General features: G+C 36.8%; 12 protein-coding genes. 5 read left to right on the top strand and 7 right to left on the bottom strand.

Annotated elements, in window-relative coordinates; genetic code table 11:
- Positions 1–31: 31 nt before the first annotated feature.
- From AADJ06_RS03665 to AADJ06_RS03650, 4 genes are all read right to left on the bottom strand, one after another.
- The gene (locus tag AADJ06_RS03665) at positions 32–817 is read right to left on the bottom strand and encodes a formylglycine-generating enzyme family protein (RefSeq protein WP_341225049.1); all 786 of its coding nucleotides are present in this window, start codon (positions 815–817) and stop codon (positions 32–34) included.
- A 272-nt stretch (positions 818–1,089) separates the two neighbouring features.
- Positions 1,090–2,586 carry an alpha-L-fucosidase gene (locus AADJ06_RS03660; protein WP_341225048.1) on the bottom strand — a complete coding sequence of 499 codons (1,497 nt, stop codon included), beginning with the start codon at positions 2,584–2,586 and terminating at the stop codon, positions 1,090–1,092.
- Between the two features lie 264 nt (positions 2,587–2,850).
- Complete coding sequence (locus AADJ06_RS03655) at positions 2,851–6,216, bottom strand: VCBS repeat-containing protein (RefSeq protein ID WP_341225047.1); 3,366 nt, start codon at positions 6,214–6,216, stop codon at positions 2,851–2,853.
- A gap of 11 nt (positions 6,217–6,227) precedes the next feature.
- Positions 6,228–7,250 carry a zinc-binding alcohol dehydrogenase family protein gene (locus AADJ06_RS03650; RefSeq protein ID WP_341225046.1) on the bottom strand — a complete coding sequence of 341 codons (1,023 nt, stop codon included), beginning with the start codon at positions 7,248–7,250 and terminating at the stop codon, positions 6,228–6,230.
- Between the two features lie 212 nt (positions 7,251–7,462).
- Here AADJ06_RS03650 and AADJ06_RS03645 point away from each other — a divergent pair, with 212 nt between their 5' ends.
- Positions 7,463–8,338, top strand: a complete 876-nt coding sequence (locus tag AADJ06_RS03645) for an AraC family transcriptional regulator (RefSeq protein ID WP_341225045.1) — start codon at positions 7,463–7,465, stop codon at positions 8,336–8,338.
- 13 nt (positions 8,339–8,351) lie between these two features.
- Here the strand turns inward: AADJ06_RS03645 and AADJ06_RS03640 are convergent, their stop codons facing one another.
- Entirely contained in the window at positions 8,352–10,130 is a 1,779-nt protein-coding gene (locus AADJ06_RS03640; RefSeq protein ID WP_341225044.1) for an arylsulfatase, read from the bottom strand.
- Positions 10,131–10,181: 51 nt separating this feature from the next.
- The gene (locus AADJ06_RS03635; RefSeq protein ID WP_341225043.1) at positions 10,182–11,780 is read right to left on the bottom strand and encodes a sulfatase; all 1,599 of its coding nucleotides are present in this window, start codon (positions 11,778–11,780) and stop codon (positions 10,182–10,184) included.
- Positions 11,781–12,372: 592 nt separating this feature from the next.
- Between AADJ06_RS03635 and AADJ06_RS03630 the strand changes: the two genes are divergently transcribed.
- From AADJ06_RS03630 to AADJ06_RS03620, 3 genes are read left to right on the top strand one after another with little or no spacing between them, the layout of a single operon-like run.
- The gene (locus AADJ06_RS03630) at positions 12,373–15,516 is read left to right on the top strand and encodes a PVC-type heme-binding CxxCH protein (RefSeq protein ID WP_341225042.1); all 3,144 of its coding nucleotides are present in this window, start codon (positions 12,373–12,375) and stop codon (positions 15,514–15,516) included.
- Positions 15,517–15,519: 3 nt separating this feature from the next.
- Positions 15,520–16,485: a ThuA domain-containing protein gene (locus AADJ06_RS03625; RefSeq protein ID WP_341225041.1), complete on the top strand. Its 966-nt coding sequence runs from the start codon at positions 15,520–15,522 to the stop codon at positions 16,483–16,485.
- Between the two features lie 16 nt (positions 16,486–16,501).
- The gene (locus AADJ06_RS03620) at positions 16,502–18,223 is read left to right on the top strand and encodes a PQQ-dependent sugar dehydrogenase (RefSeq protein ID WP_341225040.1); all 1,722 of its coding nucleotides are present in this window, start codon (positions 16,502–16,504) and stop codon (positions 18,221–18,223) included.
- A gap of 5 nt (positions 18,224–18,228) precedes the next feature.
- Here AADJ06_RS03620 and AADJ06_RS03615 read toward each other — a convergent pair whose 3' ends face one another.
- The gene (locus tag AADJ06_RS03615; RefSeq protein WP_341225039.1) at positions 18,229–19,242 is read right to left on the bottom strand and encodes a LacI family DNA-binding transcriptional regulator; all 1,014 of its coding nucleotides are present in this window, start codon (positions 19,240–19,242) and stop codon (positions 18,229–18,231) included.
- Positions 19,243–19,590: 348 nt separating this feature from the next.
- On the opposite strand from AADJ06_RS03615, the gene AADJ06_RS03610 reads away from it, so the two are divergent.
- A complete protein-coding gene (locus AADJ06_RS03610) occupies positions 19,591–22,656 on the top strand; it encodes a TonB-dependent receptor (protein ID WP_341225038.1) in 3,066 nt (1,021 codons plus the stop codon).
- The last annotated feature ends 8 nt before the right edge of the window (positions 22,657–22,664 follow it).

The following is a 22,664-nucleotide window of genomic DNA, read 5'->3' as shown; positions in this document are numbered from 1 at the left end:
AACTACTGTTCTGCCGTTAGTTGACTAAACCCTATCGAAAAAAGGAATTATTAAAACTCATGCGAAAGCCGCCATTATTCATTCTTGAATTAGATGATAAAGAGAAACGGCTTAATAAAAAACAATTCAGTGCATTCTTGAAAAAACTACCACCTCGCAGAACTTTTTTTACGTCATTTTTTTGAAGAAAACTGCCACCTTTAGGCATATCATTCAGGTTAGTGATATTTTCTTCCTCACACCATTCCCAAACATTTCCACTCATATCAAATAAACCAAAAGCATTAGGGTTCTTTAGCCCTACTGGCATAGTTCGCTTACTACTATTTTCATCATACCAAGCTACATCGTTGAGATTTTGAGAACCAGAGAAAATGAAACTTTGATTAGCTTTAGCAGCATACTCCCATTGAACTTCAGAGGGGAGGCCAAATCTACCCTTTATCTTTTTATTCGCCCTAAATTTCAAATTATCTGATTGTTTAAGTTCATTTAAAGCATTGCAAAACAATTGAACTTCATCCCAACTTGCATTCTCCAAGGGCCTATGCTTTCCAAGAAAATAGCTTGGAAGCTCCTTTAATTCTCCAATCTCAGCCTCTTTTACCACAGCTTCCCAAAACTCTTGAGTAGTTGGGTAAGCACATAGCCAAAGGTCATTTTCAAAGGTAATGGGTGTTCCTTCTTTTTTACTTCCATATTCAGTGCCATCATTCATTTGAAAGTAAAAGACTTCGCCTTTGGCCTTAATAAATTTAAAGGGCATAGGAAGGCTAAGTGCGGTATTGCCTATGTGTGTGATTGTAAAGTCTTTCATGTGTATTTATTTCAAGGACCTAAACTAATCAATTTTGGGAGGGATAAATAGAAGAGGGTATTGAAAATGTTCTCTTTTATAATATTGCAATACTTTAAAGAAATATATAAGCAGGGCTTCCTATAATAAATTTGAGAAATTCATACTGAAATCCCTCAACTGGAAAAGCCTATAATAAAAGAGTCTGTTTCAATTACTGAAACAGACTCTAAATTCACACACTCTAGGAGAATTAATTATTCAATCATTCTATTCAACCCCCTATTTTCTTTCTAGTTTATTTTCAAACCGTAGGCAAAATCACATGGCCTGTATGACGGTAAAGTAACCTTTAAACCCGCTTTGGTTTGTTTAAACTTGATGGTTTCATCAGAACCCATCATTGTAATTGTTTTAATTTGTTCAGTATAATTAGGATTTCCTTTTGCCAAAGTTTTAATCAAAATCTCATTGCTTTCTGGCCACTCCATTAAGAAGGCATAAAGCTGGTCACCTTTTGTGGTGTATCTAATATCTTCAGAACCTAAATCTTTATTATTTCCTTCAGAAAGGTGTCCTTCTACTATTTTAGTAGGTCCCTCACCATAAATCTTGAATGGTCGGCTACCGTAAATAGCTTCACCGTTTACTTTTAACCAGTCTCCCATTTCAAACAAGACTTTTTGTTGGTCGTAAGGAATGGTTCCGTCAGCTTTAGGTCCTACATTTAAAAGCATGCTTCCGTTTTTACTTACAATATCTACTAAATCGTCAATTAACGTATTCGTTTCCTTTGACTCCCAATTGCTCACATAACCCCATGAGTTCTTCCCTATTGAAGTATCTGTTTGCCAGAAGAAATCTCTAATTTTTGCAGATTTACTTCTTTCCATATCGTGCACATAGGCACCCTCCGCCAACGATTTATACTTATGATTTTTCCCTTGTAATACTACGCCCTTATCCCAGTCTAATCCTTTATTATAATAGTAACTAGTCAACTGAATATGCTCAGAAGCATATTCAGGTCTGTCCCAGCCAAAGTCAAACCAAAGAATATCTGGCTGGTAGTTGTCAATAAGTTCAGTGGTTCTTTTCATCCACATATCTTTAAACTCGGCTGTAGGAGCTTCATTGCTACTTTTCATAATTGGGCCATAAAGCTGCTGATACTTTGGTGCTGTATTACCTAACTCAGGCTTTTTGGTAAAAAAGTCTTGATTAAAAGCTAAGTGTGAGGAAACGCCGAACTTCATTCCACGCTTAGCAGTCTCTTTTTGAAGCTCACCAATAATGTCTCTCTTAGGTCCCATATCCACAGAATTCCAAAGGGTATAAGAAGAATTATACATGGCAAAAGCATCATGGTGCTCAGCTACTGGTACAATATACTTGGCTCCTGATTTTTCGAAAATGTTTAACCATTCAGCCGCATCAAATAGCTCGGCCTTAAACATGGGAATAAAATCTTTGTAACCAAATTCACTAGGGTGCCCAAACGTCTTAGTATGATATAAATAATCCTTAGATGGCCCTTGTTTTCCTTTATTACCATGATATGAGGTACTAGAATTCTCATCTATATACATATTTCTTGCATACCACTCTGAACCATAACCTGGAACAGAATACACACCCCAGTGAATGAAAATACCAAATTTGGCATCTTGAAACCATTCTGGAATCTCATATTTCGCAGCTATTTGGTCCCAGTCTTCTGTGTACCTTTCTTGAGAATACGCCGACAGAAAACCTGCGGCCAATAAAAAAGTTAATACTATTTTTTTCATACTTTTCTTTAAATGATTAAGACACAAAAAGAGAGAAAATCTCTCTTTTTGTAATCTTTCACTAAAATTTACTAAACCATTCTTCTAACCCTTTCAGCTCTATAAGATAGTACCACCAAAACTAAAGTGTCACTACATATTCTTTGCTGAATATTAAACTATAACAAAATTATACTATTAATACACAGTACAAAACATCAATTTAAGCATAACATAATACGATTTTAGCATGCCATTAAAGAGCTAATACTTTACGATCAACCTTTACTTATTAACAGGCAAACTAAAGTATGCGGGCGAGGTATTATTCACACCAAAGAGCAAATTATTCCCATTATTTAGAAGAATCATTGACCTCACATCTCCCATTAAATACAAGCCAGAAAGGTAAGAAGGAACAGCTCTCCAGCTTTTACCATCTTTATTCAATAATACAGTGCCATAAGAAGCATCAGACCTACCCGTACTCACTTCAGTGTGGTATTCATTTCCTGCCAAAATTAAATCAGGAAAACCATCTGAATTAATATCAGCTGTTTCTATGACATTTACTGGTGCAAACTGTGCCTCTTTTGGCAATTCATGCCTAGCAAATTTTCCTAAACCTAAATTTTCAAACCAAGCTGTACCTAAATAATCGCAGCGTAATTCTAACATTTTATCTCTACCAAAACGGTCTATAATATCAGACATAGTTGCATTAGAATATGCCGAATACTTAGCATAGAATTGCCTTATTTTGGGTGTTTGCTCAGCAAACTGGTCTCTACTTAAATCTGGAAAAAGCTTAAAATTACCTTTCAAGTTTTTGATAAAATATGCAGGCATCAATTCCTGAACCCCATTATTATCTAAATCTTTAGCGAACAAATAGGCTGGCCTTTCTGAGCTAATATCGTACTTATTATTTAAGCCAAAATTCCCAGCAACTAGGTCCAAATCACCGTCTTGGTCAATATCTGCTAGTTTAAGACTTCTCCACCAACCATGATTACCAGTCAAACCTGTTTTTTCTGTAAAGTGCTTGAAACCATTCTCGGTATTCTGAAAGAATTCTAGCTCCATATAATCTCCACATACTATCAAATCTTGAAGACCATCTTGGTCAAAATCTATGCAAACAGCATCCGTAACCATACCCATAGAACGCACTGCGGCAGGCGTAATATCCTTGAACTTTCCATTTACATTTTCAAACAAAAAACTCTCTGAGCTTTTCGGAAAGTTAGTATTATCTAAACGACCACCGATGAATAAATCCATGTCGCCGTCCTTATCAAAATCCTCGGCTTTTATAGTGGAAGAAAACACTTTAAAACCTTTAGGAAAATGGTTTTCGGAAGCAGAGAATTCCCCTTTTCCATTATTTAAATAGACTGAAACACCTTGTTGACCTGAATTTGGAAATTCTGTACTACCTCCTACCGTGATTAAATCAAGGTCATTGTCTTTGTCAATATCTATGAAAACTCCACCTAAATCTTCATGCTCTAAACTACCTGTTAGAACATGCTCTGTAAAATCACCTTTCTGATTTTGGATATAAACACAAGACTCCTGCCCTCTTGCCCCTCCTATATAAAGGTCGTCAAGGCCATCAGCGTTTAAATCTGCTTTTGCCATGGCAGGTCCTAGTTGAGAATACTTTTGAGGCTGCATTCTCCTTCTAGAGTAATCTGAAAATATTTGTTCTTTGTGTGGCTTAAAGGCATTAAATGCAAGTTCCTTAAAAAGAGGTTCTTCTTTTCTCTTTAAATAATCTAATACGCCATCATTCGCCTCTGTTTCCTTTATTCTAAGTTCTTGATTCGCTTTGACATTTTTAAGAATACTAAGTTTCCCAGAACTCCACGAAACCTTCACAGAATCAACTGATTGAAACTCACCCAAACCTATATTAATTCTTTTATCTACAGTAGATGCATAACCTCTGGTAGGCGTTTGTTCGAAAACCTGTGACTCACCTCCAGTGTATACCAGCACTTTTGCCCCTATTCCTCCTAAGTTTCCCCTTATTCCTTCTAGCTTAATCTTTAGAAAGTTATGGGTTGAATCCTCAACACTTGCTCTTAAGTCATTTCTATAAACAAAGGCCGATTGGTTCATGTTATTCACCACCAAATCTAAATCACCGTCGTTATCAAAATCTACATAAGCAGCACCCTGAGAAACAGACTTTTCACCGTCTCCTAAGAGTTCAGAACCATCCAAGAAACCCAAGTTCTTGTCATTTATAAACAAGAAATTCTCTTTACTAACAGCTCCAAATTCGTCCAAAGCCTTTGTCCAACTCACCACCTGCTCTTGACTAACACTATTTTCATACGAACCTCCAAAAAAGCTCTGTTTTGATAGCTCTTCACTGGTAAAAGAGATGAAATCGTTATTTGTCAAATCCTTTCCTAAACCATTTGAGATATGAATATCCTTCCAGCGGTCATTGTCAAAATCGGCAAAAAGTATACTCCAACTCCAGTCTGTTTCAGAAATTTGAGCTAGTTGACCAAGCTCTGAAAAAACAGGAACATCGCCAGATGGTATTCCCTGATTTACTTGAAGTACATTTCGGCTGTATTGATGATTATAGCCTGCCCTTCTTTGCATATCATACTTATCTGGGCTAAAGCCCAAAGTCATCATCTTTTTCCTTTCATTGGTGTTTGGCATCATATCCAAAACCCCAATATCTAGCAACAAATCATTGTTAATATCAGCAATATCAACCCCCATGCTGCTAAAACTTTGATGTCTAGTAGCAGCGGCTATTTGATTAGTAAAACCTCCTTTACCATCATTTATCCAGAGATAATCATTGCTTAAATAGTCATTTGCCACATAAATATCAGGAAGGTTATCTTGATTAAGATCTGAAATGAGCAAGCCTAGCCCATAGCCATCTTCCTTTATTCCCGCAGCTAAAGATACATCTACAAATTTTGGATGCTCAGCACCACCTTCATTCCTAAAAAGTTTATCTGCTGATGAAGCTAGCCCAGACGTATCAATTCTTACTATTCTGTTTGGTTGCTGCTCAAAAAGCTTATGATTAAGCAAATACATATCCAAATCGCCGTCTTTATCATAGTCAAAAAACGCTGCATTAGTAGAAAAACCAGTGTCAGCCAAACCGTACGCTTCCGCACATTCTACAAATTTTAAATCTGATGTACCTTGGTTAATAAAAAGAAGATTTTTTCTTTGACTAGGATTCCTGAAGTGAGAAACACAAAGATAGATGTCGTCCCAGCCATCTTGATTTACGTCTTCCACGGTAACACCAGTGACCCACTCCGTATTAGTTATGCCAGCAGAGAGCGTTACGTCTTCAAACTCAAAATCGCCTTTGTTTAAATAGAGTTTGCTATTGACCTGACTACCTCCAAAAATCACATCTTGCAGCCCATCTTTATTAAAATCCCCAATTCCAACACCCGAGCCTATATACACATACTCGTTATGATAGAAATTTAATGAATCGTCTTCTAGTATCTCATTATTGAAATCAATGCCTGAATGACTTGCATCAATTTGCGTAAATTTTAACTCACCCTTTTTACTTTTATCACTACAGCCCAAGCTTGTCAAAAGACAAGTTAGAATAATAAAAAATAAATAAAGCTTAAACCGCATAAAGTCAACGCTTAAAGTTCAATAATGGCTTTTATAACCTCTTGACTAGGCTCTAAAAAAGTCTCAAATTTATCTGGCATATCTTCAAAGCTAGTACGGTGAGATAACCATGGATTTGTATCAATGACGCCCCGTTCTATCAGTGAAATTATTTCTTTAAAGTCCTCTGGAAGACAATTTCTACTTGCCAAAAGCGTAAGCTCTCTTTTATGAAAATTAGGGTCAAAAAACGTAACATCGCCCTGGAAAAGACCAACAAAAACCAGTCTGCCGCCATGAGCTAATACATTAAATGTGTTTAACATGGAGTTTTTATTACCCGTAGCGTCAATAACTACACTGGGCAAATCCCCATCCAAAGCATTTTTCAAATCAGCTTCTTCTAATTTACCTCTTACTTGGATACTTTTATCTGAAAGACCTATTTTCTTAATAAAATCTAAACGACTTTTTGAAATATCAGCCATGCAAACTGTAGCACCATTCAATTTTGAAAACTGAGCCACACCAAGGCCTATTGGCCCTGCTCCTATTATAAGTACCTTTTCTCCAGATTTTACATTCGCTCTGTTTACTGCATGCAGGCCTATTCCTAGTGTTTCTACCAAAGCTAATTGGTCAAAACTTAGGCTCGCAGATTTATGAATTTTGTTTAAAGGAATAGAGATATACTCTGCCATTCCACCATCTGAATGAACCCCTATTACTTGGATGTTTTCACAGCAATTTATATGTCCTGCCTGACAAGATTGACAAGTTTCACAGTTCAAATATGGCTCTATAGCCACCTTATCACCTACTTTTAAACTATGTTCTATGCCATTTTCAGATATAGAAACTATTTCGCCACCTAATTCATGGCCCAAAACTCTAGGGTATGTAAAGAAAGGCTGGTCTCCTTTGAATGCATGGTAGTCTGTTCCACAGATTCCTATTCTTTTAATTTTTACTATCGCCTTGCCTTTTTCAGCTTTGATATCTTCCTGTTCTATAAAGTCAAACTGCCCTGGTTCCTTAAGAATAATTGCTCTCAATGTGGTATTTTTTTAATTCTTAAACTGCTCATTAATTTTGAAAAACTTCCTTTAATTAAGAAAATTTATAACATCTCCTAGAATTACAATTAAATATTACTTTATTTGTCTCGCTATTAGATATAAACAAAATAACCACAGAAAAAGACAACAAATCGTAAAAATTCTAGCAATAGGTAATACTATATAAGCAAGTAGTTAAAAACTAAAATATGAAAGCTCAATTACTTAAGATTTCGAACAAAATAGAGCAGTCTTTTAGCATAAGACATGATGAAGTTCCGGTTTATCATAACCGCTGGCATTACCATCCAGAAATTGAAATAATACTTATTAGAAAAGGTAAAGGCACTTTTATAATTGGAGATGCCGTAGCACCTTTTGAAGAAAACGACATTTTCATGCTTGGCTCTAATTTGCCACATCTTTTTAGGTATGACACCACCGAAGAACAGAACTATTCAGATGCGTATGTGATTCACTTTTTACCTACCTTTTTTAGCTCTGAATTTCTTTCTTTTCCTGAGATGAAATCAATAAAAGAAATTATATCAAAAGCGACTAGAGGCATTCAAATAAAGAACAACGACCCTATTCAAAATAACTTCCTTTTTGAGTCACTTCATGAATCAGAAGGTTTCCAAAGAATTATCAAGTTATTCAATGTAATGTCTCACATTACATTGAATAACGACAATACCTTGCTAAGTTCACTGGGCTTCTCCCAAACCTATGATTCTATTGATAGTGAGCGACTTGACAATATATACCAATACGTTTTAAGCAACTTTGACAGAGAAATCAGTTTAGAAGAAATCTCCAATGTGGCAAACCTAAGCGTCAATTCATTTTGCAGGTATTTTAAGACAAAGACCAACAAAACCTTCACGAATTTCTTATTAGAAATCAGAATTGGTCACGCGTGCAAACTATTACTAGAAACAGATTTGAACATCTCTCAAATATGCTTTGAATGCGGTTTTAATAACCTCTCTAATTTTAATAGATATTTCAAAAAGTTCATTAAAAAGACGCCAACGGAATATCTAAAGAATGCGAATAAAAAGTCTGCCGCACAAAACGTTTAAACCTTAGCGTTTTTTATTCACTTAAAGGTTTGACATAGGCATAAAAAACTGGCCTTTTATCTCCAGAATTTACTTCAAAAGAGGCCTTCATTATTTGCTTCCCTTTTTTTAAATCCAAAGTAAATACGGCTCTTTCTCCCATTTTAGGAGCAGCTAAAACATGTACATTTTCATCAATAATTAGCTCGGCACCATTAATGAGCCATCGCTCCCCTTTTTTATATTGATTTTTTCCAGGAATCTCATCACCTATCGGAGCGGCATCACCTAAACCTAAGCCTGACTCTTTTGGCCATCTGCGTAGCTCTACTTCGTATTTTCCAGCATTTTTAACCTCAATTGGCCAATAGCCCATGGCTCCACTACCACTTCTAACCTGAGCTTGATTCCATGTAGGATGACCTATTGGTGTATGTAAATCATGACTGTTTAATTGAACCAATTCTGGGATATCATTGCCAACTGGAATATAAGTCATGTGTCCTGCTGCTTCCTCTGTGCCTTTCCACCATAATTCATAAGCCACTTTCAAGCTATCCATCAGTGCTGGATACTGTTCGGCTAAATTGTCTCTTTGTCCTGGGTCACTTTTGATATTGTAAAGCTCGGTTCCGCCTATCATTCGCCACTTATCCTTCATGACAGAAGGCTGCTTCCACTTTATCAAATCGTCTTCTCGCTGTGTATCTACTACCAAAACTCTATCTGGTTTCTCGTCTTTATAAATTACATTTCTGAGAGAAATTCCATCAAAACCATTATCAGGAGAAGGTAAACCGCATAAATCTGCCAATGTTGGGAAGAAATCTACATAAGAAGTTAAGGTCTTAATATCCCTTCTTTGGCTAAGTTCGCCTTTAGGCCAGTGCATAATAAAAGGCACACGATGCCCACCTTCATATTCCGAACCTTTGGTTCCTCTCATTCCTGCATTAAAGCCTTTTTTCACATCACCATTCTTATCAAATGCTACTCCCGCTGCAGTTCCATTATCTGACATATAAATGAAAATGGTATTTTCCGCTAAGCCTTTCTCCTTTAAAAAAGCTCTTAACTTACCCACGTTTTCATCAATATTGGTAATCATCCCATAAAATTCAGGATTAGTGATTTCTTCTTGACCTTTGTATAAATCACTATATTCTTCAGGAACATTATATGGTCCATGAGGTGCATTGAGAGCTAAATAACAGAAAAAAGGCTCTTCTTTATTCTTCTCAATAAACTTCTGAGCTTCAGCAAACCAAACATCTGTACAGTAGCCATCAAACTTTTCGGGTACCCCATTCCTAAAATAAGTATCTGAGAAATAATCGTTATTCCAATAGTCTGGTTGCTGACCTACGCCACCACCTTTATGAATTACAGACTCATCAAAACCTCTATCTTGTGGCCTAAAAGGGTAATTATCTCCCAAATGCCACTTACCAAACATGGATGTTTTGTAAGAGTTTTCTTTGAAAAATTCAGCCATAGTGGCTTCATTTTCATTCAAAATCTCCCTACCCATAATGGTATGCCAAACCCCCACATTATTACTAAACTTACCAGTCATCAAACCACCACGGCTTGGTGCACAAGTGGTACCCACGTGGTAATCTGTAAATGACACACTTTCGTTATATAGAGAATCTATATTTGGCGTTTTTATCCATGGGTTTCCATTGCAGCCCAAATCTCCGTAACCTTGATCATCGGTAAGTATAAAAACCACATTAGGCTTTTCAAAAACCTCTTTCTGCTGGCACGATATTATTGATAACGTACAAAGTAAAAACACTAAATTTCTCATCACTGCAAATTAACCAACTACCCCTTTAAACACTTTCTTTTTTGATAAAACTTAATCATTCCAGTGAGCCTCAATAACACTTTCAATATTTGGATAAGCTTTATCTTCTTCTTTATACTTTAGTCTTTGAGCCAGAATCTCGGCCTTCAGTTTCTGAATTTCAGCTTGATATTTTGGATCTTTATATCTGTTAACCACCTCTTTAGGGTCAAGAGTCAAATCATAAAACTCCCATGCAGCAGGAGTTGGTTCGAAGTGGTACGATTCACTTGGGTCTTTTACCCAAGTAAAACTATTCTTACCATACAGTTCAGTATTGTAATGAGCTCCATAATAGAATATTAGCTTAGACTTAGCTGTTCTAACACCAAAATGAGCAGGTACGTCATGGTGTGTCAAATGCATCCAGTATCTATAATAAGTTGCATCTCTAAAGTCTTTGGTAGGATTGGTCAATACCTCCTTAAAACTTTCCCCCTGCATATAAGAAGGTACCTCACCTCCTGCTAGCTCAAGCAAAGTTGGAGCATAATCCGTATTATTAATGATAGCTTTAGTTCTACTATTTGGCTTAATTAGCTTAGGATATTTGATGATAAAAGGCATTCTCATAGACTCTTCATACATCCATCTTTTATCCATATAATCATGCTCTCCCAGCATCATTCCTTGGTCACTCGTATATACTATAATGGTATTATCCCAAAGGTCGTTTTCCTTCAAATATTTGAACAACCTACCCAAATTATCATCAACGCCTTTAACGCATCTCAAATAACGTTTTGTGTACTCCTGATAGGCCTGATGCGTTCGCTCATCTTGGTTAGCAATACTGTCTAAACCGTACTGATGTGAATAATTACGATAAGGGTGTCTTGAAGAAACCGATGTACCAATTCTATCTCTTAAGGTATTATTTCTTCCTAAAGTAGCTTCAGAACCAAAAAATGGCTGAGCATACATACTGGCTGGCTCAGGAATTTCCACATCTGATAAATACGGCTGATACCTTTCTGGGTATTCAAAGTCATCATGTGGTGCCTTGTGATGATGCATCAAGAAAAATGGCTTGTTTTTATCTCTTTTTTCCAAATACTCCAAAGTAACATCAGTAATAATGTCAGAAACATATCCTTTATGCGACTCCATATTATTAGGCCAAGCCCCTTCGGTACTCACTCTAAAGCTTGGATCAAAATAATTCCCTTGGCCAGGCAAAACATTATAATAGTCGAACGCAGCCGGTTCCTGTTTCAAATGCCATTTACCTATCATAGCAGTTTGATAGCCCAGCTTTTTCATTTCAATAGGCAAATACTGCCTCTCTGGTGGCAAGTTCCCATCCAAATCGAGTACTCCGTTGGTTTGACTGTATTGGCCAGTCATTACGTTTGCCCTACTTGGCGTACAAATGGAATTGGTACAAAAAGCGTTTTCAAACACCATACCCTCTTTAGCAAACTCGTCAATAACAGGCGTAGGATTAACAGAAGCTAATGCCCCACCATAAATCCCAATAGCTTGACTGGTGTGGTCGTCGCTCATGATATAAATGATATTAGGTTTCTTTTGACCTAATCCAATTTGGGAGTAGCAACAGAATGCTATTGCTAAACTTAAACCTCCAAAAACTGATTTGAATTTACTCATACTTTTGTTTCAATAGAATTTATAAATCATGATTTGAATCAAACACCAAAGTTTAAAGAAAATGACTTTGACGTAACAATATTATACCATCATTTTATAGGGCTCTTGTTTAAAATAAAACAATAACTCCTAGAAGTATAATTATTTTGCAAATTATAGACATTCATAAATTATAATCCTCTCTTTATTGGCAATAGCTAATATTAAATTAACTAAGACGGTGTAATTGATGATTGTTCGCGGCGTAATCGTAGAGAAGCAGCAGTGCTACGCCTCTGAACCGCGAATTTAAACGATGTGGTATTTTTCCTCTTATTGTAAAAACAAGTACCTTGTCCTATATGATTCTAAAGAATAGAATTCTCTTTTTATGCTATGCCAAATCGCTCTTAGTTATATAAAATTTAATATTTAATAAAATACTCTATCGACCAGAAAAACTAAAAATCATGAACCAAAACGCTCAATAAACTATAAATAGCCCAATTATGTCGTTTTAAAGCGAATTGACACATTCAGGAGTCTGTATTTGTAAAAAAAAATTATAAATTGATTCGAATTTTCAACCAACCTTATAAATACTTAAACCTGAATGTTAAACTCTTTCATTCGAAACCTTAGCCTTTGCCTTTTTGCGGCTACTGTTTTTATTGGCTGTAAGCCAGACAAAAACTATCTTAAACTCTCCCAAAATAGTCACATCACGCTCATTGGAAATAACCTGTGCTCTAGTATGATGAACTATGGTTATTTTGAGACAGAAATGCATCTCAGAAACCCTGAAAAAAATCTTTACATAAGAAATATGTGCGATGGTGGCGACACGCCAGGTTTCAGACCACACTCTGGAAGAGTTTCTCCCTGGGCATTCCCAGGAGCTGAAAAATTTCAAACTGATCTAGCTCAAAAATCTAACAGTCAAGGGCATTTTGAAACACCTGATGAGTGGATTGGAAAACATAAAACTGATATAATCATTGCCGCTTTCGGCTTTTCAGAATCTTATGCCGGTGCTGCTGGCTTAGATAATTTCAAAGGCGAGCTTTCAGCCTTTATAGAGCATACTTTGGCTCAAAAATATAATGACACCTTAGCTCCTCAACTAGCTTTGGTTTCTCCTATTGCTTTTCAAGACCTTTCTGATAAGCTTGATTTGCCAAATGGCAAAACCGAAAACGAGAATTTAGCTTTATACGCGTCAGCCATAGAAGGAGTAGCTGCTAAATATGAAGTTCTTTTTCTTGATGCTTTTGGGCCAAGCAAAGATTGGTTTGACTCCGGTTTACAATACACTACGAACGGACAACAACTTAATGACGCCGGATATCAAAAATTCTCTGAATTACTAGTTGATGGCGTGTTTGGAAAATCATCGGTAAAAAACGAAGATTTACGAGCTGAAGTAAAAGAAGCTGTTTTAGAAAAAAACTGGTTTTGGCACAATGATTATAAAATACCCAATGGTGTTCATGTTTTTGGCCGAAGGTATAACCCTTTTGGAAACGACAACTATCCTGAAGAATTAATTAAAGTACGTCAAATGACGGTTATAAGAGATACACTTATCTGGAATACTGTCAATGAGAAACCTTATGATTTAGCTGCTGCAGATGCTAAAACGCAAGACTTACATCCTATTGAAACAAATTTCAAATTAAAGGATAAGACGCGTTACCTAGACCAAGACGAAATAATGGACGCCTTCACCATGGCTCCAGGTTATAAAATCGACCTTTTTGCTTCTGAAGCTGAATTCCCTGAATTAGCTAATCCATCTCAAATAGCATTTGATAATAAAGGAAGACTTTGGGTAGCTGTTATGCCTACTTATCCTCATTATAAACCAGGGGATGCAAAGCCAAATGACAAATTGATCATTTTAGAAGATACGGATGGTGATTTTAAAGCTGATAAATTGACCGTTTTTGCGGATAAACTTCATATACCTGCTGGCTTTGAATTTGCACCGGAAGGTGTATACATCTCTCAAGGAACTAACCTTAAACTATATACTGATACTGATGGCGACGATATAGCGGATAAGTCTGAAATAGTATTAAGCGGTTTTGACGACCATGACACACATCACGTAATTAGTGCTTTCTGTGCAGACCCATCTGGTGCATTGTATATGGGCGAGGGTGTATTTTTACACACAAATGTGGAAACACCGTACGGAACAGTTAGAGCTACAAATGGCGGCTTTTACAGGTATTCTCCACAAAAGCATAAACTAGAGAGAACAGCTCAGCTGTCAATTCCTAATCCTTGGGGAATAGCGTTTGACGAATGGGGTCAAAACTTTTTTGCACATACTTCTGGACCTGATATGAACTGGATGATGCCGGGTAGCATAAAATCTAAATATGGGCTATCAAACCCCGGCTCTAGAAATTTAATAGAGGATGCTCACCGCGTTAGGCCTACCTCTGGTTTGGAGTTTATTCATAGTAGACATTTCCCAGACAATGTGCAGGGAGACTTCCTTATTAATAATACGATTGGCTTCTTAGGAACCAAAATGCATACCATGGTAGACGATGGCACTGGCTACACATCAAAACATAGAATGGACTTGGTACGCAGTACAGATACTAACTTCAGACCTGTGGATATGGAGTTTGCTCCTGATGGCTCTTTATACCTTGCAGACTGGCATAATGTATTAGTAGGTCATATGCAGCATAATGCAAGAGACCCATTGCGTGACCATGTTCATGGAAAAATTTACAGAATAACTTATCCATCTAGACCATTGGTAACACCAGCCAAAGTAGCTGGAGCAAGTATCACAGAGCTTTTAGATAATCTTAAACTTCCAGAATACAGAACAAGATACAGAACAAGAAGAGAGCTTAGAGAAAGAAATAGTGAAGAGGTTCTTACGGCATTAGCTTCATGGGTAAGTAATTTAGATAAAGCTGATGAGCGATATGAGCATAATTTGTTAGAAGCTCTATGGACATCTTGGGGATTAAATAAAATAGATGAAAGCTTGCTTAAGCAATGCCTATCTGCCAACGACCATAAAGTAAGAGCAGCGGCTGTTAAAGTACTTAGGTATGTAGGCCAAGAAATACCAGACCAGCTTGAACTGTTAAAAGTAGCAGCAGCCGACCCACATGGCAGAGTTCGTTTAGAGGCTTTTGTAGCAGGAACTTGGCTTGATGACACTTCTGCTAAAGAGGTTTTAGCAATAGCTAAACAGCACCCATTAGATGACTGGATGAAAAGGACTTTTGATGCCGCAGAAGCTCATATGATACCTTTTGACCCAAAAGCTAAGCCTGATGACGTGGCTCCTTTGGTAGAAAACGTTATAAAAAGAGAAGTGATTCTTAATGGAAAGGAGATTTTTGAAAGAGATGGATTCTGTGCCACTTGTCATCAAACAGACGGGAAAGGTTTAGAGTCTTCTGGTTTTCCTCCTTTAACTAAAAATGAATGGGTTTCTGGAAGTCCGGAGCGATTAGTTAAATTAGTGATGAAAGGAATTTATGGCCCTATTACTGTAAGCGGTAAAAAATATCCTGGTCAGGTTCCAATGACACCTTTTGGTGGAATGCTCACTGATGACGAACTAGCCTCCGTACTTACTTATGTAAGAAAGTCTTTTGGAAACAATGCAGAAGCCATTTACCCAGAACATGTAGCCGCTATTCGTAAAAAGATAGAAACAAAAGAAGGCTTTTACACGCCAGAAGAATTATTAAAAGAACACCCTATAACCGAATAAAACATGTTTTCAAGAATTTTAAGTTTTGCTGCACTCCTATTGATAGGTTTCAGCTCATGTACTAGCACCGAAACAAAAACAGAAAAACCACCCCACATTGTTTTTGTGATTGGTGATGAAGAGTATCGCTCTGAAGAATCTATGCCCATGTTGGCAAAGATTCTAAAAAGAGAGTTGAATGCTGATATAACTTTATGCTATTCTGTTGATAGCACAGGCACCATAGACCCTAACAGACTAGACCACATTGAAGGTTTAGAGGCATTAGAAACTGCCGATTTAATGGTGATGTTTACGAGATTCAGGGCTTTGCCGAAAGAAGAGGCAAAATACATTACTGACTACGCAGAATCAGGTAAACCAATGGTGGGTTTTAGAACTGCTACCCATGCATTTATGTATAAGACAGACTCTACCATGCAGCATCTTAATAATGAATGGACCACCAAAGTTTTTGGCCAGCAATGGATAACCCATCATGGTCACTTTGCTGATGGGCATGGTGAATTAACGTCTGTAAGTTTGTTACCAAATGTTGAATCACCTATTCTTAAGGGTGTTAAACCTTTTGATGCATTTTCATGGTTATATCATGTAGATGGAGGCGACTGGAAATTATATGGTGACAGCAAACCTTTATTAGAAGGTCTTTCCTTAAAATCAAATCACGAGGCCAAAGGACAATTGGACAAATTTCCACTAACTAATCCAGTGGCATGGACTAAAACCTACGCAGGACAGAGTAGTACGCCTGCCAGAGTATTTTTCACCACTTTGGGGCATCCTTATGATTTTAAAAATGAATCTATGAGAAAACTCGCTCTAAATGGCATTTACTGGGCTTTAGAAAAAGAAGCAAGTATTCCAGAGGATGGGGTTAATGCCGAGTTTGTAGATGCGTATGAACCAAATAATTCTGGTATGGGTGATAAATTCAAACATGGGTTAAAGCCTGTAATAATTAAATAGTAAATCGAAAATACCCTTGAAAAAAACAATCCTATTAAGTTTCGGTCTTTTAACAGCAAGCACACTTGTTTTTCAAGCTTGTAAAACAGGGCCTAAAAGTAATAAATCTGATAAATTAACAACCACGGCAGCCACAATAGCACAAGGAAGAAGTGTCTTTGAAAACAGCTGTGCAGCCTGTCATAATTTTGAAAGTAATGGTATTGGCCCAAGTCTGGCTGGAGTTACAAGAGAACTGAGCAAAGATGAAGTGATGGCCTTTATTTCAAACCCTAAAAAAGTCATTGACTCCGGAAACGAAAGAGCAGTTAAACTTCAAAAAAGGTATAAATCAGTAATGCCTTCCTACTTTATTCTAGGCAAGGAAAAAATTGCAAGTTTGGTAGCTTACCTGGATACCTACAGAGATTTGGTCAAACCTTTTGAATCTGATGAAGAGGGTATTATTGAAGACCCCATTCCTAAGAAGATTGAGAAAGCTGATTTTGTGGTCAATCTTGAGTATGCCTTTCAAATACCCGCTTCCAGCGAAGAATTACCTCTTACCAGAATCACCAAAATGGAACCACACCCTAATACTGGTGATGTTTATGTTTGTGATATCAATGGTAAACTCTATCGTGTGAAGAATAACAAGCCTGAATTATATATGGATGTTCAGGCCCTCATGCCTAACTTCAAACAGAAGTCGGGCTGGGCTACAGGTTTTGGAAGCTATGCTTTTCATCCCGATTTTGAAAACAATGGTTTGCTTTATACTTCGCACACCGAGCCAACAGATACTAAAAAAGCTGATTTCCCACTTCCTGAAGAAGTTTCATCCCAGCTTCAGTGGATAGTTCAGGAATGGAAAACAAACAATCCGAAAGGAATGCCTTTCAATGGTACCAACCGTGAACTATTTAGAATGGACATGGCTACCCGAGCTCATGGCATGCAAAATATTTCTTTTAATCCCACTGCCAAAAAAGGAGATAAAGATTATGGCAACCTATACATAGGTATAGGAGATGGTGGTTCGGTAGAAAGAAAATTCCCATATGTGGCCAATGGTAAACATACACCTTGGGGAAGTATTCTAAGAATTGACCCATCGGGAAATAACAGTGCCAATGGAAAGTATGGCATTCCATCTGATAATCCTTTTGTCAATATCACCGGCGAGAAAGTAGTAAAAGAAGTTTACGCCAATGGTTTTAGAAATCCACATAGATTTACGTGGACCAAAGAAGGCAAAATGCTAAGTGCTAATATAGGACAACATAACATGGAAGACGTTTATGTGGTTAATCCTGGAGCCAATCACGGATGGCCAAGAAGAGAGGGTTCTTTTGGAATAAACAGTCAAGAAAGTATGCATAAGCTTTACAAATTAAGTGAAGAAGAAATGCAAGATGGGGTCACCTACCCTACTTTAGAATATGACCACGACGAAGGAAATGCGGTATGCGGCGGCTTTGTGTACTATGGTACAGACATTCCCTCTTTAACTGGAAAGTATATATTTGGCGATATTTTAAAAGGCCGATTGTTCTTTGCGGACGAAAGCAAAATGGAGGCAGGCAAAGCCATCGATTTCCATGAAATGAGAATAGCACTGGACGGTAAAGAAACCACTTTGTTAGAAATGACTAACAATGGACATGCTAAACTAAGACTAGGCATAGATGCCAATGGAGACATCTATTTATTCTCAATGAACGATGCTAAAGTTTATAGGCTAGCAAGCCAACAATAATAATTTTAAAAAGTAGATGAGTCACGAATCTTTAGTTCAGGTTGAAAAACCTCGGTTCGTGGCTCATATTCTCCCTCAGAATTTAACTCTTCAATAAACAGTCGAGCTGCCATTTTTCCCATTTCAAATGCAGGTTGTGATACACTTGAAATAGAAGGAGAAAGCAAACTCATAATAGGCTCATCATTAAAGCCAACCAAAGCAATATCTTCTGGCATTCTTAAGCCTTTATCTTTAATAGCCATATAAGCTCCAAGAGCTAATCTGTCGCTAATGGCAAAAATAGCATCAGGAAGATTTTTCAATCTTAGCAACTCCATGGTTTTCAAATAGGCATTGTCTTTATCAAATTTACCATGCACTATTAAAGATTCATCCGAACTCATTCCAGCTTCCTTTAAAGCTTTCAAATACCCAGCCTCTCGTGAGTTACTTATTTCAAGATTTTTCTCAGCACCTAAATAAGCTATTCTTTTACAACCCTTACTTATCAAATGCTTTACGGCTTTATAAGCACCGAGTTCATTATCCAAAACTACTTTAGAAGCTTCTATGTCTGGAGTATCTCTATCAAAAAACACAACAGGCATATTCCTTTTAAGAATCTTCTTTATATGATCTATATTTTGAGTTTCACTACTTAATGAAACTATTAAACCTTCCACTTGGCTATTCATTATTCGCTGCGTGTTAGCCAGTTCTCTTCCATAAGATTCATTTGATTGACTTATTACCACCGTATAGCCGGCTTCCATGGCCGCCTCATCAATACCCTTCACAGCAGAAGAAAAGAAATAATCCATATTTGGCACCACCACACCTATTAGGTGAGAATTTTGTTTAACTAAACTTGTAGCTACCATGTTTGGTTGGTAATCCACCTCTTCTGCATACTTAATTATACGCTCTCGTGTTTCAGGATTTACCTCAGGCATATCTCTTAAAGCTCTTGAAACAGTAGATATGGAAACACCAAGCTCTTTGGCTATAAGCTTGATAGTGGGTGCTTTGCTTTTCATTAGTCTAGTCTAAAAGGAAGATGAAAAATTGTATTATTAATGGAATCAAGAAACAGTATTACCGAATCATAGAATAATGCCAGTTTTAGTCATTTGTCTATTCTTTTCAATATTAGAAACATAATTGCAATTTTTCAATAATACTCCCTAAAAAAATATTTTAAAATACAAACGTTACCGGAAACGTTTTCATAGCTTTTATTGCATTTTATCGTGTTTTTATTTGAGTTTTTTTATCACAATTGTCATTTCGTCCACTAACTTTATGATGTAATCGAGGGAAACAACAAACCTAAAAACTTACAAAAACTAGTAATATTCTAATATCAAAACCTAAATATTAACTCTATGAAATTAACATTTTTACAAAAGAGGAAGAAAGGATTAAAGCAGGCGGCTCTGCTTTTTCTGGCTCTGGGGATTTCTACGGTATCGCTTGCATTTGAACGAAGTATAAATGGAGTAGTTACTGCGTCTGAAGACAACACTCCAATGGTTGGTGTAAGTGTGACCATAAAAGGAACTACTAACGGGACAATAACAGACATTGATGGTAAGTACAGCCTTAACTCTCCGGACAATGGTACATTGGTTTTTAGTTTCATTGGTTACACTACTAAAGAAGTAGCCATAGGAAATCAAACATTAATTAATGTTAGCCTTGACTCAGATTCAGAAGCTTTAGACGAAATAGTGGTCGTTGGTTATGGAGCTCGAAGAAAAAGTGACATTACTGGAGCTGTGTCATCTGTTAAGTCTGAAGAGCTAACTGCATTTCCTGTATTGGATGCGGCACAAGCACTTCAAGGGCGTGCAGCTGGAGTAGTAGTGCAGTCTAACAATGGTGGAGAGCCTGGAGCACCTATTAATATAAAAATTAGAGGTAATACATCTATTAGTGCAAATAGCTCTCCGCTTATAGTGGTTGACGGTTTTGTGGGTGGAACAATGCCACAACCTAATGATATTCAATCGCTAGAAGTGTTAAAAGATGCATCTGCAACAGCTATTTATGGTTCAAGAGGCTCAAATGGTGTTGTATTGGTTACAACTAAGAAAGGTAGAAACGGTAAACTAACTGTTGAACTTAACTCTACTTATTCTATTCAAGATGTAGCAAACAGACTTGATTTGTTAAATGCAAACGAATTTGCTAGCTATCAAAACCAGATAAGAGCTAATAATGATATTTCTACGCCTTATCCTCAAGGAGAGGCAGACACAGATTGGCAAGACTTAATCTATAAATCAGGTAGCACACAAAATCATCAGGTTTCTTTTTCTGGAGGTTCAGACAAAATGAACTTTTATGCTTCTGGTAACTATTTCAATCAAGATGGTATTGTAGTTAATTCAGGTTTTGAAAGAGCCACATTCTTAACGAATATTGACGCACAGGCTACCAAAAAGTTAAAACTAGGAGTCAATCTTTTTGGCAGCAGAGGTAATAAAGATGGCGTTACTACACAATCTGACGGTTCTGTAACAGTGGGTGGAGATGACGTAATATCTTTGGCAATGAGGTTTGCACCAGACAAATCTGTTCAAGATGCAAATGGTAATTTTACTACAAATGATGCTATTGGAGATGAAGTAGACAATCCGTTTGCTGTAGCTACAGCAAGGGTAGACGAAACTACTATTAATAACTTTAGGTCAAATGTTTATGCCAATTATGACATTTTAGACAACCTTACTTTCAAAACCACTTTAGGTTTAAGTAGTCAAAACTTGACCAGAGGAGTTTATCAACCTTCAACACTGAAAATCACTGCTTCAGGTGTAGGCGGAAGAGCTAGAATTACAGATGCTCAAAGAACTACTATTTTGAGTGAAAACTACTTGACTTATACTAACGAAATAGGAAGAGGAGATTTAACTTTATTAGCAGGTTATTCCTATCAAAAGAATACAACAGAAGCATTTTCTTCCGCTGGTACAGGTTTTCTTTCAGATGCCTTTTCTTACTACGCTTTAGGTACTGCTACAGGTATATTACAGCCTTCTTCATCACTGTCAGTAGTAGAAATTCAATCACAATTTGGTAGAGTAAATTACGATTTTGATGACAGATACTTAATAACGGCTACGGTAAGAAGAGATGGAGCGTCAAATTTTGCAGCAAACAGAAAATACGCAATTTTCCCTTCAGCGGCCATTGGTTGGAGAATTTCTAATGAAGGCTTTTTTAACCCAGACAGCAAAATTTCTAACTTGAAACTTAGAGCTAGTTATGGTGTAACAGGTAACCCTTCCATTAGCCCTTACCAGTCTTTAGCTAGGGTTGCAAGTCTTTATGCTTCTAGAAATGGACAAACTGTATTTGCAATTACGCCAGACCAACCTGCGAATCCAGACTTAAAATGGGAATCTTCTTATCAAACAAACGTAGGTTTGGATATGGGACTACTTAATAATAGAATCAATCTATCCTTAGATTATTATAACATTGACACAAAAGACTTAATTCTAGGTAACAATGGTATTCCTGAATATTTTGGATTTTCAAATGATGAAATCTTAACTAACCTTGGAGAGATTAACAACAGAGGATTTGAAATTTCATTAAATTCAAGAAACATAGTTGAGGGGGATTTTAGATGGAGTACAGATTTTAACTTATCTAAAAACAAAAACAAAGTTGTAAGCTTAATTAACGATGCTGATTTATTTGGTAATGCAGCTCCTAGTTACTTTAGTCATGACCGTAGCTATGTCTTAAGAGTAGGCGAAGAAGTTGGTTTATTCTGGGGATATCAGTACGCAGGTGTTTATCAAGGCGGTGACTTACCAGCAGGAACACAAACTTTAACAGGAGGTGTAGCTGGTGACCCATTATTTGCTGATACCGATGGTAATGGTGAAATCACAGAAGCAGACAGAACAATTATAGGTAATCCTAATGCAAACTTCACATACGGATTTACAAATAACTTCTCTTTTAAAAACTTTGATTTAAACGTCTTTTTTCAAGGTTCTCAAGGTGGGGATATTTTTAATATGACTAATGTTCAATTGAACAATGGCGATGCAAATACCACTAGAGACTATTTTAACAATGCGTGGTCAAGTTCAAATACAGACACAGACCAACCACGTGTAGGAAACAATTCTAACAGAGAAATTTCTTCACGATTTGTAGAAGATGGTAGCTACCTGAGATTGAAAAATGTGGCCCTAGGATATAATTTACCTACTAGAATTACTGATAAGCTAAAAGTTGGTGGTGTTAGATTATCATTTAGTGCTCAAAACCTGTTAACGTTTACAAAGTACTCTGGTTTAGACCCTGAGGTTAATTACTTCGGAGCTGATGGTGATAATAACACCTCTAGTAATACAATTCAAGGATTTGATTTTGGGAACTATCCAACAGTAAAATCTTTCAGCTTTAACCTTAATGTGAAAATTTAATTAGAAAT

Source organism: uncultured Arcticibacterium sp., assembly GCF_964021845.1.
GTDB lineage: Bacteria > Bacteroidota > Bacteroidia > Cytophagales > Spirosomataceae > Arcticibacterium.
This window is presented reverse-complemented; position numbering and strand designations above follow the sequence as displayed.

What these genes read in the sequence shown, in the direction of transcription:
- AADJ06_RS03665 (WP_341225049.1), bottom strand. Translation starts at nt 817, where the DNA reads ATGAAAGACTTTACAATCACACACATAGGCAATACCGCACTTAGCCTT.
- AADJ06_RS03660 (WP_341225048.1), bottom strand. Translation starts at nt 2,586, where the DNA reads ATGAAAAAAATAGTATTAACTTTTTTATTGGCCGCAGGTTTTCTGTCG.
- AADJ06_RS03655 (WP_341225047.1), bottom strand. Translation starts at nt 6,216, where the DNA reads ATGCGGTTTAAGCTTTATTTATTTTTTATTATTCTAACTTGTCTTTTG.
- AADJ06_RS03645 (WP_341225045.1), top strand. Translation starts at nt 7,463, where the DNA reads ATGAAAGCTCAATTACTTAAGATTTCGAACAAAATAGAGCAGTCTTTT.
- AADJ06_RS03640 (WP_341225044.1), bottom strand. Translation starts at nt 10,130, where the DNA reads ATGAGAAATTTAGTGTTTTTACTTTGTACGTTATCAATAATATCGTGC.
- AADJ06_RS03635 (WP_341225043.1), bottom strand. Translation starts at nt 11,780, where the DNA reads ATGAGTAAATTCAAATCAGTTTTTGGAGGTTTAAGTTTAGCAATAGCA.
- AADJ06_RS03630 (WP_341225042.1), top strand. Translation starts at nt 12,373, where the DNA reads ATGTTAAACTCTTTCATTCGAAACCTTAGCCTTTGCCTTTTTGCGGCT.
- AADJ06_RS03625 (WP_341225041.1), top strand. Translation starts at nt 15,520, where the DNA reads ATGTTTTCAAGAATTTTAAGTTTTGCTGCACTCCTATTGATAGGTTTC.
- AADJ06_RS03615 (WP_341225039.1), bottom strand. Translation starts at nt 19,242, where the DNA reads ATGAAAAGCAAAGCACCCACTATCAAGCTTATAGCCAAAGAGCTTGGT.
- AADJ06_RS03610 (WP_341225038.1), top strand. Translation starts at nt 19,591, where the DNA reads ATGAAATTAACATTTTTACAAAAGAGGAAGAAAGGATTAAAGCAGGCG.